The following is a 14,241-nucleotide window of genomic DNA, read 5'->3' as shown; positions in this document are numbered from 1 at the left end:
GCAGCGGTGCAGAAAGCCGGGCGGGCGAAGGGGCCCGCCGCTATGCGTCGTCGTCGGGCTGTTGTACGTACCGCAGGACGCCCCACATGCTTCGCTCATGTGCGGCGTCCTGTGTCGTGTGCGGTGCCGGAGCGGTGGTCTCGCGGCAGTCGGCCAGCTCCTTGTGCAGCTGCTCCGGATCGATGCCCGAGCCGATCAGTACCAGCTGGGTGAGGCGCGGTTCGTCGCGTGCCCACGGCCGCGGGCCGAACCGCAGGAATCTGCCGACCGCGTGCAGGACGTATTCGTTGCCGCGGTCCCCCGCGCCGAAGTCGACGAACCCTTTGATCCGGTAGAGGCCCTGCGGCCCGGAGTCGAGAAACTCCATCAATCGGCGGGGATTCATCGGTACGTCCGAGGTGAAGGAGACGCTCTCGTACGCGGCATGCAGATGGTGCTCGTGCCCGGCACCGGCCTCTTCCTCGGCCCGCTCCGCCCGGAGCAGATCCTCGAAGGTGAGCTGGCGCGCCTTCTCCTCAGCATCCGGCCGCAGCGCCGGGTCGAAGAGCAGCTCGGGATCGATGCGTCCGTATGCGGCGCAGATGACGGCGGCCGCGTTGCCGCCCGCCGCCGCGCCGCCCGCCGCCGCGCCGCCGGTCGCGGCGATGACGGCCCGGATTCGGGCCTGCTCCTCGCTCCCGACCCGGTCGGTCTTGTTCAGCACGACCAGATCGGCGACGGCGAGATGGCGGTCGATCTCCGGATGGCGACTTCGGGTGGCGTCGAACTCGGCGGCGTCGACGACCTCCACCAGGCCCCCGTACACGATGTGCGGATTGGCGCTGGCCAGGAGCATGCGCACCAGCTCCTGCGGCTCCGCCAGTCCGCTGGCCTCGATGACGATCACATCGAGGCCGACGGCGGGCCGGGTCAGCGTCTCCAGGAAGGTGTCGAGCTCGCTCGCGTCGACCACGCAGCACAGGCATCCGTTGCCCAACGAGACCGTCGAGCCGACCTGCCCCGAGACCGTCATGGCATCGATCTCGATGGAGCCGAAGTCGTTGACGATCACGCCGATCCGGTTGCCCGCACGGTTACGGAGGAGGTGGTTGAGCAGTGTCGTTTTACCTGATCCCAGGAACCCCGCGAGGACGATGACCGGGATCTGCTGCTTGCGGGGTGGGAACGACGGGTTCAACGAGGACCTTCTTCGGTGGACGTCAGGGCGCCGGGACCGGCTGCGGCGGGGGCGGACCGACGTAACGGGCCGCCGGGCGGATGATCTTCGAGTCCGCCGCCTGCTCCAGGATATTGGCGCTCCAGCCGACCACCCGTGCCGCGCAGAATGTCGGGGTGAACATCTCGCGCGGCAGTCCGCACAGTTCCATGACGACTCCGGCGTAGAACTCGACGTTGGTGTGCAGCTCACGGCCCGGCTTGAGCTCGGCGAGGATCGCCTCGACCTGCCTTTCGACCTCGACGGCGAAGTCGACGAGCGGGCCGCCGAAGCCCTGGGCGATGCCCCGCAGCATGCGTGAGCGGGGGTCCTCGGTGCGGTAGACGGGGTGGCCGAAGCCCATGATCCGCTCGCCCGCGAGCACCCGTTCGCGGATCCAGCCGTCGATGCGGTCGGGGGTGCCTATGGCGTCCAGGGTGTCGAGGGCACGGCTGGGCGCTCCGCCGTGCAGCGGTCCGGAGAGTGCGCCGACCAGCGGCCACCAGGCAGGCCGCGACATCGGCGCCGGTCGAGGCGACGACCCGGCCGGTGAAGGTCGAGGCGTTGAAGCCGTGGTCGATGGTGGAGATCAGGTACTGCTCCACGGCCCTGACCCGCGCGGCGTCCGGTACCGAACCGGTGAGCATGTACAGGTAGTTGGCCGCGTGGGGCAGATCTTCGCGCGGCTCGACCGGTTCAAGGCCCAGGCCGAGGCGGTGCAACGCGGTGAGCACGGTGGGGACGGCGGCACAGGCGGCCAGGGCGTCGCTCTTGCGCCGGTCGGCGTCGATGTCGTACACCGGCCGGAAGCCGGCCGAGGCGCCGAGGAGCGAGGGGGCGGTGCGGAGGCCGGCCAGGGGCCCGGAAACCGATCCCGCGCGCCAGGCGGTACGGCTACGAGAAAGTTGCCGAATGGCTCTGGACCGGCGACCTGCGACCCGGCATCCGCTTCACCGCACCTGATGAGGCGCTGGCCGCGGCGCGCCGAGCGGTCGACGCGCTGCCCGCGCACAGCGGCTCCACGGACCGGCTGCGGGTGGCCGTGATCGCCGCGGCGACCGCCGAACCGCTGCGCTTCGATCTGTCGCGCGAGGCGGTGCTCGCCAGTGCGCGGACCCTGATCCCGACCCTTGTCGAGTCGCTGCCCCTGGCCGGCGGCAGGTCGTCGACGAGCGATGTGGCCGCCGGAAACGGGGCCGAACTGGCCCGGCGACTGTGGCCGAAGCTGACCGCCCGACCCGCCGACGAGCCGTCAATCGCCGCGCTGGACACCGCCCTCGCCCTCCTGATCGACCACGATCTCGCGGCGTCGACGCTGGCCGCCAGGGTCGCCGCGTCCGCCCACGCCCATCCGTACGCGGTGGTCTCCGCGGGCCTCGGAGTCCTGGAGGGCCCCCTGCACGGGGCAGCGAGCGGGCTGGCACACCGGATGCTGACCGAGGTCCTGGAGCGGGGCAGCGCGGTCCCGGTGGTCGCGGACCATCGCCGTACCGGACGCAGGGTGCCGGGGCTCGGCCATCGCCTCTACGACGCCAAGGACCCGCGGGCGCGGACGCTGTTCGACCTCCTCGCGGACATTCCGCAGGCGGCTGGGGCGCTTGCCGCGGCACGCGACGTCGTCACCACGGCCGCCCGCCACGCGCCACTGCATGCCAATGTCGACCTGGCGCTCGCCGTGCTCTCGGTCTTCTCCGGCATGGCCGCGGAGGCGGGCGAGACGGTGTTCGCGGTGTCCCGTACCGCCGGCTGGATCGCTCATGCGTTGGAGCGGGGAAAGGCCGCTGCGCATGCGCCCCACCGGTCATTACGGAGGCCCCCGACCCCCTCAGCCGCTACCGACGGTCAAGGGAGAACCACTGCGATAGACGGTCCGCACCGCGCGCCGAGGCCGGCCAACCCGCTGCACACCCTCCTGGGGCTGCTGGAGTGGGACATGCACGAGGACGCCATGGAGTGCGTCACCGAGGTCGTCGGCGTCCATCGGGCGACGGCCGAGCAGGCCACCGAGAAGGTGCGTGACCCGTTGGCGGCCGCGCTCCTGGTCGGCAAGGCCACGGTCACGGCGGAGCGCGGCGTCGCCCTGCGCGTGGCGCCCGGGACCCTGCTGCCGGACCGGCTCGTGGACCCTTGCGGGCTGGTCACCATCGTCGGCGATCTCGTGGACGACGCGATGGACGCGGCGGCCGGAACGGACGGCGCCCGGGCCGAGGTGGGCCTCCACACCGAGGGCCGCACGGTGGTGCTGCGGGTCCGTGACAGCTGCCCGGGGGTTCCGGCCGCGCAACGCGCATTGATCTTGACGGAGGGCTGGTCGACGAAGGAACTCCCGACCCACCGCAGGCGCGGCCTGGGACTTGCACTGGTGCGGCGGCTGACGGAACGGCAGCGTGACGGTCGACGGGGCCGCGGACGGCGGCACCGAGTTCACCGTCGTACTGCCGGAGGCCCTCGTCGATCCGGACATGACGGACCCGGCATCGACCGAACCGGAAGCTACAGAACCGAACACCGGCATCGCGGCAGACATTCAGTGATCGAGGTCCGGGTCGTGGACGACGACATCCGGATCGCGAAGGTCAACGCGGCCTATGTCTCCAGGGCGCGGGCGCGGCCGGTACCGCGCCAAAGTGCGGCTACACCGCCCCCGCCCCCGTCAGCGCACGGACCTCGGTCTCCGCGTGCTTGGCGGCGTCGGGCGGTTCGGTGGAGGTGACCGTGCCGACCCAGCCGGCCAGGAAGCCCAGCGGAATGGAGACCAGGCCGGGGTTCTCCAGGGGGAAGAGCTGGAAGTCGGCGCCGGAGAAGAGCGAGTTCGGGCTGCCGGAGACCACCGGGGAGAGCAGTACGAGCAGCACGGCGGGGATCAGCCCGCCGTAGACGGACCAGACCGCTCCGCGGGTGGTGAAGTTACGCCAGAACAGGGAATACAGCAGCACCGGGAGGTTGGCCGAAGCGGCGACGGCGAAGGCGAGCCCCACCAGGAACGCCACGTTGAGGTCCTGGGCGACCAGGCCGAGCCCGATGGCGGCCACCCCGATCCCGGCGGCGGCGACCCGGGCCACGGCGACCTCGCTGTACTGCTTGGAGCCCGGGCGCCTGAGCGAGGCGTAGAGGTCATGGGCCACGGAGGCGGACGAGGCGAGGGTGATCCCCGCGACGACGGCGAGGATGGTCGCGAAGGCGACAGCGGCGACCACGGCGAACAGGATCGTCCCCCCGGCGGCCCCTTCACCACCACCGAGCTCCAGAGCCAGCAGCGGAACCGCGGTGTTTCCCGCAGAATTCGACGCCCGCACCTCGGCCGAACCGACCAGCGCCGCCGCCCCGAATCCGAGCGCGATCGTCATCAGGTAGAAGCTGCCGATGAGCCCGATGGACCAGACGACCGAACGGCGGGCCGCGCGGGCTGTGGGCACGGTGTAGAACCGCGACAGGATGTGCGGCAGCCCCGCCGTACCGAGCACCAGGGCCAGGCCCAGGCTGATGAAGTCGATGCGAGCCGTCCAGGTTCCGCCGTACCGGAGCCCGGGCGAGAGGAACCGGCTTCCGTGCCCGCTCCGTTCGGCGGCGGAGTTGAGCAGGGCGTTGAAGTCGCCGTGGAAGCGGACCAGGACGAGCACGGTGAGCACAACCGCCCCCACCATCAGCAGAACGGCCTTGACGATCTGGATCCAGGTCGTGGCGCGCATCCCGCCGAGCGACACATAGATCACCATGAGAGCCCCGACACCGATGACGGTCCAGGAACGGGCGGCACCGCTCGTACCGCCGAGGAGCAGCGCGACCAGGCTGCCCGCGCCGACCATCTGTGCCACCAGATAGAGCACGGAGACGGTGACGGACGAGGCACCGGCGGCGATCCGGACCGGGCGCTGGGCCATCCGCGCCGCAACCACGTCGGCGAGCGTGAACCGACCGCAGTTGCGGACCAGTTCGGCGACCAGCAGCAGCACGACCAGCCACGCGACGAGGAACCCGACCGAGTAGAGCATGCCGTCGTAGCCGAAGAGGGCGATCAGCCCCGAGATGCCGAGGAAGGACGCGGCCGACATGTAGTCCCCGGCGATGGCGAAACCGTTCTCCATGGGCGAGAACAGTCGACCCCCCGCGTAGAACTCCTCGGCCGTGCCGTGCCGGTTGCGGCTCACCCAGGTGGTGATGGCGAGCGTCACTGCGGCGAAGGCGCTGAACAGCAGGAGCGCCAGCGTCTGGTGGTTCCCGTTCAACGCCCGACCCCCCGCGTCATCTCCTGCGTCTCCCAGCGCAGATCGAGCGCGGCCCGGTCCCTGCGCAGCCGCGCGTGCCGGGCGTACGCCCCGGTGAGAAGGAACGTTGTGAGGAACTGCCCGAGCCCCGCGACCATCGCGACATTGACCGCTCCGGCCACCGGGCGGGCCATCAGTCCGGGTGCGGTGATCGCGACGACGACGTAAGCGAGGTACCAGACGAGGAAGGCAAGTGTGGCCGGGACGACGAACCGCCGGTACCGACGCCGCACTTCCTGGAAGGCCTCGCTGCGCTGCACCTCCAGATAGATCCCGGCCGCGCTGTAGCCGCGCTGCGGGTCCACCGGCCCCGGAGGCCCGGCGGGAGCGAAGCTCCCCGCACCATCCAGCTCGCCCCAGCCGGAGGCCGGCGCGTCGTCCCACGGGTCGTCGAGCCGCACCGCTGCGGCCTCACGCCCTGCTTCCTTCTCCACCGAACAACTCCCCTTGTCCACGAACCACTTCGGCCGCGTACCCAAGAATGGGCAGATCGGGAAGATCCCGGGCACTTCATTCGCCCGTCTTCACCTCTTCAGGTGAAGGCCGATCCGGGCGACTGTGCGAGGCCCCGAACGTACGCATAACGAACGGCCTGCGCCCGGTCGCGTACTCCGGCCTTGGCGGAGAGGTTGTTGATGTGGCTTTTCACGGTGGCCTGCGAAATGTGCAGTCTGCGAGCAATCTCCAGATTGGACAGTCCCTCCGCAATCAGGACCAGCGCCTCCACCTCACGTGGTGTCAGACCGTCGGGCAACTGCGGCCCGGGGCCCGGGCCGAGCGGCGGAGGCTGTGTGGTGACGCGCTCCAGCTGACGACGCTGCACGGAAGGCGAGAGCCCGGCCTCGCCCGACAGCACGGCCTGGATGGCCCGCACGACATCGACGACCACGACCCGCGCGTTCACGCGGGTACCCGCAGAGTCACCACGAAACCCTCCTCACCGGGGCCGGCCTCCAGCGTCCCGCCCAGGAGTTCGGCCCGCTCCCTCATCCCCAGCAGACCGTATCCGGAGCCGCTGACAGCGAGCTCGTCCTCGGGTCCGCGTCCACCCGAGTACGTGACCTCCGGGGCGACCTCATCCGGCAGATACTCCAGCCGTACGAGGACCCTGGCCCCCGCGCGTGCTTGCGCACATTGGTCACGGCCTCCTGCGCCACCCTCCGGACCGTCTGCGATGCCTCCGCGGTCGGCGTCCGCTGTTCCCCCGTCACGCTGACCCCGGCGGGCTTCGCGGCCACCAACTGCCGGTCCGGAAGAACGCCCAGGCGGCAACGGCACAGCCCGCGACGCCCACCAGTCCGAGCGCCACCTCCCAGGGCCCGAACCGTCCGCTGGTGAAGACACCCCAGAGCATGACGGTGAGCAGAACAACCCTGACGGACCAGGCGATCAACGCCCGCGGGCGGGTGCGATTCCCCGCGGAGAGAGCTTCCCGGGACGGCCGGCTCGTCCAGGCCGCGCCAGTCACACGAGATCCTTCCACGCCGGCCGCGACGCCATCCCGTCGGCGAAGCCGCCGTATGCCGGACGCATCTGCCCGGCCCGCCACATCAGCACACCGCTACGCACCGCCAACATCACTGCGAGAGCCGACTTCAGTGCCGCGCTGCCTTGATGTATGCCCATCAGTGCGGCAGCCCCGAAAAGAGCCGCACGCAGCGCCAGTCCCCCTGCCCGGACAGAGACGGTTGCTTTGGTTCCCTTGGTCCGCAGCGAACCGTCCGCCTCGCGCCACAGCTGCGAAGTCCAGCCCCAGCCGGCCCCGGTGACCAGGCCCACCGCCGGCTCCGTGCCCAGGACGGCCACCGACAGCGCCTCGTGACGCGGATCGACGAGCCCATGCTCGCGCAGCGACACGACGAGGAGAACGCCCGGCAGGATCCAGCAGCGCTTGCCGTCGGAGATCCGTCGTGCCATGGCGGACCACGACAACAGCGATGACGGCGACGATCACCAGGACATTGACGAGCCCGGAGATGGCTGCCTCCGAGACGCGGGAAGGCTGAACGCCTTCGGCGCTACGGAATCGACCGGGTCAGGAGATCGGCTCAGGGGTTGATCACGGGTGGCGTTGCCGTCTCCACCCACGGGTGGAGACGGCAACGCTCAGACGTCGATGCGCGAGCGGTCCAGAGTGGCGGCCGAGCTGGCGATGAACTCCTTGCGCGGTGCCACGTCATTGCCCATCAGTAGATCGAAGACCTGCTCCGACGATTCCAGATCACCAATGTTGATCCGCCGCAGGGTGCGGTGCCGAGGGTCCATCGTGGTCTCCGCCAGCTGGTCGGCGTCCATTTCGCCCAGACCCTTGTAACGCTGGATCGAGTCCTTGTACCGGACGTTCTTCCGCTGCAGCTCCAACAGCCGTTGGCGCAGCTCATTGTCGGAGTACGTGTAGATGTACTTGTCCTGGCCCTTCTTGGGCTGGACCAGCTCGATCCGGTGCAGCGGGGGCACGGCGGCGAAGACCCGGCCGGCCTCCACCATGGGCCGCATGTAGCGCTGGAACAGGGTCAGGAGCAGACAGCGGATGTGCGCACCGTCGACATCGGCGTCCACGAGCAGGACGATCTTCCCGTAGCGGGCGGCGTCGATGTCGAAGGTTCGCCCCGACCCGGCCCCTATGACCTGGATGATCGCACCGCACTCGGCGTTCTTCAGCATGTCCGAGACGGACGACTTCTGGACATTGAGGATCTTGCCCCGGATCGGCAGCAGCGCCTGGAACTCGCTGTTCCGCGCAAGCTTGGCCGTACCGAGCGCGGAGTCGCCCTCGACGATGAAGAGCTCGCTGCGGTCCACGTCATCGCTGCGGCAGTCGGCGAGCTTCGCCGGCAGGGAGGAGGACTCCAGCGCTGTCTTGCGGCGCTGTGCGTCCTTGTGCTGACGAGCGGCGATGCGCGTGCGCGCTGCCGCCACGGCCTTGTCCAGGACCGCCCTGGCCTGGGCCTTGGCATCACGCTTCGTCGAAGTCAGGAACGCTTTGAGTTCCTTGGAAACGACGCCGGCAACGATCCGGTTGGCCGCCGAGGTGCCGAGCACCTCCTTGGTCTGGCCCTCGAACTGCGGCTCCGCCAGCCGTACGGTGACGACCGCGGTGAGGCCCTCCAGCGCGTCGTCCTTGACGACGTCGTCCTCGGCGACGCGGAGAAGCTTGGCCGACCGCAGCGCCTCATTGACCGTCTTGGTCACGGAGCGTTCGAATCCCGTCACATGGGTGCCGCCCTTCGGGGTGGCGATGATGTTGACGAAGGACTTGAGATTGGTGTCGTAGCCGGTGCCCCAGCGCATGGCGATGTCGACGACGAGTTCACGGGTGACCTCGGTCGCCGTCATGTGACCACGCTCGTCCAGGACTGGGACGGTCTCCTTGAATGTGCCCTGGCCGGTCAGCCGCAGGACATCACAGACCGCCTTGTCCTGGGCGAGGTACTCGCAGAATTCACTGATTCCACCGTCGAAGCGGAAGGTCTCCTCGGTCTTGCCCTGGTCGTCGAGACCACGCTCGTCGCGAACGACGATCGTGAGACCGGGGACGAGGAAGGCCGTCTGCCGCGCCCGCTGGTGGAGCGTCTCCAGGTTGAGCTTGGCATCCTTGAGGAAGATCTGCCGGTCCGCCCAGTAACGCACCCTGGTTCCGGTGCGCGCCTTCGGTACCCGCTTGCCCTTGAGCAGGCCGTTGGCCGGGTCGAAGGGGCTGTCCGGCCCCTGCTCGGTAAAGATGCCGGGGACTCCGCGGCGGAAGCTGATCGAGTGGGTCGCGCTGTTGCGGTCGACCTCGACGTCGAGCCGGGCGGAGAGCGCGTTGACCACGGAGGCGCCCACGCCGTGCAGACCGCCGGACGCGGCGTACGAGCCGCCACCGAACTTTCCCCCGGCGTGCAGCTTGGTCATCACGACCTCGACGCCGGACAGGCCCGTCTTGGGCTCGACATCGACCGGGATACCACGCCCGTTGTCCCGGACCTCCACGGAATTGTCGTCGTGGAGGATGACCTCGATGTGATCGCAGTAGCCGCCCAGAGCCTCGTCGACGGAGTTGTCGATGATCTCCCAGAGGCAGTGCATGAGGCCGCGGCTGTCGGTGGACCCGATGTACATCCCGGGACGCTTGCGAACCGCTTCGAGCCCCTCAAGTACGAGCAGGTGCCGCGCGGTGTAGTTGGAACCGTCTCGGTCTGCTCCGGTCAGCAGCGCAGTGGACGGCACGGACGTATCGGCGGTCACGCGGTTCGCTCCTCGCTGAATTTCATTTGAGGCCCAAGTGGGTAACGGGCTCGGCTTCGGTCGCCGCTGAGAGGGTACCGAGGCCTGGTAGAGCGGTTGTAACGCCACCCTCCGAGAACCCCCACACTAGTCCAGCCTCGCATACACGTTCGATCCCTCGCAGGAGTGACGCGCACATCACGTTCCCTTCCAGGCATGAACCATTTAGGCTCCGGGCACGTCCTCATGAACAAACCGGCAAGCCGGCCGGGAGGATCCACACAAGACAAGCAACGCGAAACCGTAGCGCTACGCAATACGGCACATTCGCCGCCAACCGGCAACAGACAGTCATCTCGAGAAGAAGTTTCGAAGAAATGCCACGAGCGGGAACGTTTTCGGCCTGGTTGGATGTTGACCCTGGTACGACAGCTCGTCGAGCTAGAGAAGAGGCGACGTGACTACTGTTCTGACCCCCGCGAGCCCGCTGACCGCAGCAGACCGCTGTGACCGTTGCGGCGCCCAGGCATATCTGCGCGTCGTCCTGATCAGCGGCGGTGAGCTGCTCTTCTGCGCCCACCACGGTCGCAAGTTCGAGCCGGAACTCAAGAAGATCGCCGCGGAAATACAGGATGAGACGGACCGGCTGACGGCCGTACAGGCCCAAGCCGCCGAAGAGGAACAACACTGACACCTCGCATCCACGACGAGCCAGGGCCAGGTTCCGGACCGGCCGATGGGCGGCTTCCCGAGAGGAAGCCGCCCATTCTCGTGCCTACGCGGTGTCGTCGTTCAATTAACGGCCGGCATCCAGTCGATGGCGGCAGAGATACGGGTGTACACGCCGGGGCTTCCCGCCCTGCCACAACCGTTCCCCCAGGACACCAACCCAATGAGCCGCCCACTGGCCACCAGTGGCCCTCCGCTGTCGCCTTGGCAGGAGTCGTGCCCGCCCTGCAGTTCGCCCGCACAGAGCATCGCTGAGGCGTCGTACGTGCCATTCCTGCCGCCCGGGTAAGCCTGCGCGCACAAGCTGTCCGGCAGGACGCTCACTTTGGCTGCGCGGAGCGACGACGCGTAGTCGCTGTTACCGGTCGTGTCACCCCACCCGTAGACGACGGCACCCATACCCGGCGCGTATGCCGCGTCACCGGATTCGGCCATCGGGATCACGCTCGTCGCGGGCAGCGCATCGGCCAGAGTGAGCACCGCAAGGTCCCCCGCGTTCGTGAGCGGGTCGAATCGCGGATTGCTCCATGCGGCCTGGACCGGTACCTCCTTCCCGTCGGTCCCGGGCAGGGCATCCCGGCCCGAGATGATCCGTAGATCGCGTACATTGCCGATGTCGGCTCCGAGCGCCTCCCTGCCCAGGCAGTGCGCAGCGGTCAGCACCTTCTTCGGTGCGACCACGACGCCGCCGCAGAACTGACCAGCGCGCGTATCGCCGAAACGGTCCCGACTGGACAGCGCGACGACCCAGGGGCTGTCCTTGACGTGTGCGGGCTGACCACCGATGACGATGCTGTCCGCAACAGCCGGAGCGGAGGATCCGGGCGGTACCGCGGCCGTGGCGGCCACCAGGGCGAGCACCCCGCTCATGGCGCGGAAGACGTTACGGGACATGCGCACTCCTGACTCTGTGATGAACCATTTCCCACCCAGAGTCATCCGACCTGCCATGGACCGCACCCGCAGATAGGCCGAGGACCCGGATCCCCTGCGGGATCCGGGTCCTCGGCCTGTGTTCTTTTCTCCTGGTCCGTGTACTCCTACGACCTAGTCGAGGTAGTCGCGCAGCACCTGCGAACGCGACGGGTGGCGCAGCTTCGACATGGTCTTCGACTCGATCTGACGGATGCGCTCTCGCGTCACGCCGTAGACCTTGCCGATCTCGTCCAGCGTCTTCGGCTGGCCGTCGGTGAGACCGAAGCGCATCGAGACCACGCCGGCCTCACGCTCGGAGAGCGTGTCGAGCACCGAGTGCAGCTGCTCCTGGAGAAGCGTGAAGCTGACCGCGTCGGCCGGGACGACCGCCTCGGAGTCCTCGATCAGGTCACCGAACTCGCTATCCCCGTCCTCACCCAGTGGGGTGTGGAGGGAGATCGGCTCGCGTCCGTACTTCTGGACCTCGATGACCTTCTCGGGGGTCATGTCGAGTTCCTTGGCCAGCTCCTCCGGCGTGGGCTCGCGGCCCAGGTCCTGGAGCATCTGGCGCTGCACACGGGCGAGCTTGTTGATGACCTCCACCATGTGCACCGGGATACGGATGGTGCGGGCCTGGTCGGCCATGGCGCGGGTGATTGCCTGACGGATCCACCAGGTGGCGTACGTGGAGAACTTGTAGCCCTTGGTGTAGTCGAACTTCTCGACCGCGCGGATCAGACCGAGGTTGCCTTCCTGGATCAGGTCCAGGAAGAGCATGCCGCGGCCGGTGTAGCGCTTGGCCAGCGAAACCACGAGACGGAGGTTGGCCTCCAGCAGGTGGTTCTTGGCGCGGCGGCCGTCCTCGGCGATGATTTCCAGCTCGCGCTTGAGCTTCGGCGCAAGTTTGTCGGAGTTCGCCAGCTTGTCCTCAGCGAACAGACCCGCCTCGATGCGCTTGGCGAGCTCGACCTCCTGTTCGGCGTTGAGGAGGGGAACCTTGCCGATCTGCTTCAGGTAGTCCTTGACCGGGTCGGCGGTGGCGCCGGCGACGGCGACCTGCTGCGCAGGTGCGTCGTCCTCGTCGTCGTCGGAGAGGACGAAGCCCTTGTTCTCGCCCTCGCCCTCCTCTTCGTCGCCCTTGCCGGCCTTTACTTCCTCGGCCGTCTCGTCGCCGTCGAGGAGCTCGTCGTCCTGCTTTCCGGACTTCTTCGTTGTTGCCTTCTTGGCCGCCGTTTTCTTCACGGCGGTCTTCTTGGCAGCCGTCTTCTTGACTGCTGCCTTCTTCGCAGGGCCGGCCGCGGCAGCGTCGTCAGCCACCACGTCCACGGTCTCTGCCGACGGGGCGGCAGTGGCCGCGACCGTCCTGGTCACGGTCGTCTTGGCCGCGACGGTCTTGGTGGCGGTGCGCTTGACCGGGCTCTTTGCTGCGACGCTCTTGCGGGCACGTTTGGACGGCTCCGCGGCACTGACCATCAGCGTCACACCCTCTTCCTCGAGGATCTGGTTGAGGCTGCGCAGAACATTCTTCCACTGGGTTGGCGGAATCTGGTCAGCCTCGAAGGCCCGACGCACGTCATCGCCGGCGATCTGCCCATCAGCCTTTCCCCGCTCGATGAGCGCCATCACAGACTCGGACTCGGCGATCTCCGGCGGGAGCGTACGGGATGTGCTGGCCGACACGAACAACCTCTCGGAACGATGGAAACGGCTTCCGGTCCGGCCCTGGAGAGGGCTGGATCCGACGACCGCCGGGCTGGGAATGTACCGACGGCGCGGGTTTGGCCTCAGAACTGCACAGCGCACTGAATGGCTGCTGTATTCCTTCCGCGGCGGTCACCTCTTAAGTCATCGCACTGTTTCGAGGAGTGTTACGCCCAATCCGCGTGGCCCGAGTCACACCTCATTTGCGACGAACGTGACCATGGGTGACATCCCACCACAATTGTGCCGCCGGACCGTGGGGGCCCGGCGACACGTGGTTCGTAACCCTGGCCGTGCTGCGCTCAGTGCTCGCGGGGGGCGGGTACCACCCGTTCCACCTCGGGGTGGACGACGAGCAGTTGACGCATGGCCGCCTCGGCACCGGTCGAGTCGCCGGATGCGAGGGCGTCGACGATGCGTGCATGGTGACCTAGGGACGCCTCGGTGGGACGGTCACAGCCCGTGACAGGACCACCCGAGACCTGCAACGCCGCGGAAACGATGCCGGAGAGGTGCTCGAGCATGCGATTGCCCGCTGCCTGGATGAGCAGGGAGTGGAATTCCGCGTCGGCCCGGGAACAGGTGATCCCGTCCCCCTGCCCGAGCGCGTGCCCCATGATCTCCACCATGTCGCCGAGTCGCTGCTGGATGTCCTCACGACCATGACCTGCGGCGAGACGGGCCGCGAGCGGTTCGATCGTCCACCGGAGCTCGCCGAGCTCGCGACGCTGGTCCTCACGCTGAGGGCCGAAGGCACGCCATTCGATGATGTCGGGGTCCAGTAGGTTCCAGTCACTGACAGGGCGGACCCGGGTACCGACATTGGGCCGGGCGCTGACCAGGCCTTTGGCCTCAAGAACGCGCAGCGATTCGCGTACGACGGTGCGGGAGACCTCGAAACGCTGACCGATCTCTTCCGGCACGAGGGGCCGGTCGGCACCCAGATCACCGGAGACAATCATCTGGCCCAGCTGCTGAACGAGTTGGCCGTGGAGGCCGCGGCCCCGACTGGCTGAGCCCCGTCGGCCCGCCCGGCCGAGGTCGGCATCGGGACCGTCCCAGGAGCGAAGAGGGGCGCGCTCGCCGGCCGGCGCCTCCGCATACGGGTAGCGGTCGAGTTCACCCGGGCCGGCGAGGCCGGAGTCGGCGGAGCGGGCGGCGGTCATCATGGTGTGCGCAAGGGTACTCACGCATCCTTTGTCGGCGCCGCTCACTCGGCCCTTGAGGTCT

General features: G+C 68.4%; 10 protein-coding genes and 5 pseudogenes. 3 read left to right on the top strand and 12 right to left on the bottom strand.

Annotated features, from left to right (window positions below; translation table 11 throughout):
- Positions 1 to 40 precede the first annotated feature (40 nt).
- Entirely contained in the window at positions 41 to 1,177 is a 1,137-nt protein-coding gene (locus OG936_RS26990; RefSeq protein WP_406498078.1) for a CobW family GTP-binding protein, read from the bottom strand.
- 22 nt (positions 1,178 to 1,199) lie between these two features.
- Positions 1,200 to 2,076 (bottom strand): annotated as a pseudogene (locus OG936_RS26985) (citrate/2-methylcitrate synthase); the annotation flags it as partial.
- Between OG936_RS26985 and OG936_RS26980 the strand changes: the two are divergent.
- Positions 2,076 to 3,060 (top strand): annotated as a pseudogene (locus OG936_RS26980) (citrate/2-methylcitrate synthase); the annotation flags it as partial. The pseudogenes OG936_RS26985 and OG936_RS26980 sit on opposite strands and share 1 nt — an antisense overlap.
- Before the next feature lie 26 nt (positions 3,061 to 3,086).
- Positions 3,087 to 3,729: pseudogene (locus OG936_RS26975) on the top strand (sensor histidine kinase); the annotation flags it as partial.
- A 99-nt stretch (positions 3,730 to 3,828) separates the two neighbouring features.
- On the opposite strand, the gene OG936_RS26970 reads toward OG936_RS26975, so the two are convergent.
- The 7 genes and pseudogenes from OG936_RS26970 to OG936_RS26940 form a co-directional block, all read right to left on the bottom strand.
- Positions 3,829 to 5,421 (bottom strand): cation acetate symporter, encoded by a 1,593-nt coding sequence (locus OG936_RS26970; protein WP_406498076.1) that lies wholly within the window; start codon positions 5,419 to 5,421, stop codon positions 3,829 to 3,831.
- A complete protein-coding gene (locus OG936_RS26965; protein ID WP_406500629.1) occupies positions 5,418 to 5,861 on the bottom strand; it encodes a DUF485 domain-containing protein in 444 nt (147 codons plus the stop codon). The genes OG936_RS26970 and OG936_RS26965 overlap by 4 nt, the downstream gene beginning before the upstream one ends.
- Before the next feature lie 131 nt (positions 5,862 to 5,992).
- A pseudogene (locus OG936_RS26960) lies at positions 5,993 to 6,340 on the bottom strand (response regulator transcription factor); the annotation flags it as partial.
- Between the two features lie 20 nt (positions 6,341 to 6,360).
- A pseudogene (locus OG936_RS26955) lies at positions 6,361 to 6,701 on the bottom strand (ATP-binding protein); the annotation flags it as partial.
- On the bottom strand, positions 6,668 to 6,928 hold the full coding sequence (locus tag OG936_RS26950) for a hypothetical protein (RefSeq protein ID WP_406498075.1): 261 nt from the start codon (positions 6,926 to 6,928) through the stop codon (positions 6,668 to 6,670). The pseudogene OG936_RS26955 and the gene OG936_RS26950, both read right to left, overlap by 34 nt.
- Complete coding sequence (locus tag OG936_RS26945; protein WP_406498073.1) at positions 6,925 to 7,377, bottom strand: DUF1453 domain-containing protein; 453 nt, start codon at positions 7,375 to 7,377, stop codon at positions 6,925 to 6,927. Before OG936_RS26945 ends, OG936_RS26950 begins: the two co-directional genes overlap by 4 nt.
- 189 nt (positions 7,378 to 7,566) lie before the next feature.
- A complete protein-coding gene (locus OG936_RS26940) occupies positions 7,567 to 9,687 on the bottom strand; it encodes a type IIA DNA topoisomerase subunit B (RefSeq protein ID WP_406498071.1) in 2,121 nt (706 codons plus the stop codon).
- A gap of 436 nt (positions 9,688 to 10,123) precedes the next feature.
- Here OG936_RS26940 and OG936_RS26935 point away from each other — a divergent pair, with 436 nt between their 5' ends.
- Positions 10,124 to 10,357 (top strand): hypothetical protein, encoded by a 234-nt coding sequence (locus OG936_RS26935; RefSeq protein WP_024489001.1) that lies wholly within the window; start codon positions 10,124 to 10,126, stop codon positions 10,355 to 10,357.
- A 101-nt stretch (positions 10,358 to 10,458) separates the two neighbouring features.
- Here the strand turns inward: OG936_RS26935 and OG936_RS26930 are convergent, their stop codons facing one another.
- From OG936_RS26930 to OG936_RS26920, 3 genes are all read right to left on the bottom strand, one after another.
- Positions 10,459 to 11,289, bottom strand: coding sequence for a S1 family peptidase (locus OG936_RS26930; protein ID WP_406498069.1), 831 nt, complete (start codon positions 11,287 to 11,289; stop codon positions 10,459 to 10,461).
- Between the two features lie 153 nt (positions 11,290 to 11,442).
- A complete protein-coding gene (locus tag OG936_RS26925) occupies positions 11,443 to 12,990 on the bottom strand; it encodes an RNA polymerase sigma factor (RefSeq protein WP_383758854.1) in 1,548 nt (515 codons plus the stop codon).
- A 323-nt stretch (positions 12,991 to 13,313) separates the two neighbouring features.
- On the bottom strand, positions 13,314 to 14,201 hold the full coding sequence (locus OG936_RS26920; RefSeq protein ID WP_266749153.1) for a FadR/GntR family transcriptional regulator: 888 nt from the start codon (positions 14,199 to 14,201) through the stop codon (positions 13,314 to 13,316).
- Positions 14,202 to 14,241: the final 40 nt, after the last annotated feature.

This window comes from Streptomyces sp. NBC_00846, assembly GCF_045207325.1.
Classification (GTDB): domain Bacteria; phylum Actinomycetota; class Actinomycetes; order Streptomycetales; family Streptomycetaceae; genus Streptomyces.
Note: the sequence above shows the minus strand (reverse complement) of the source record. Positions and strands in the feature narration are given on the sequence as shown.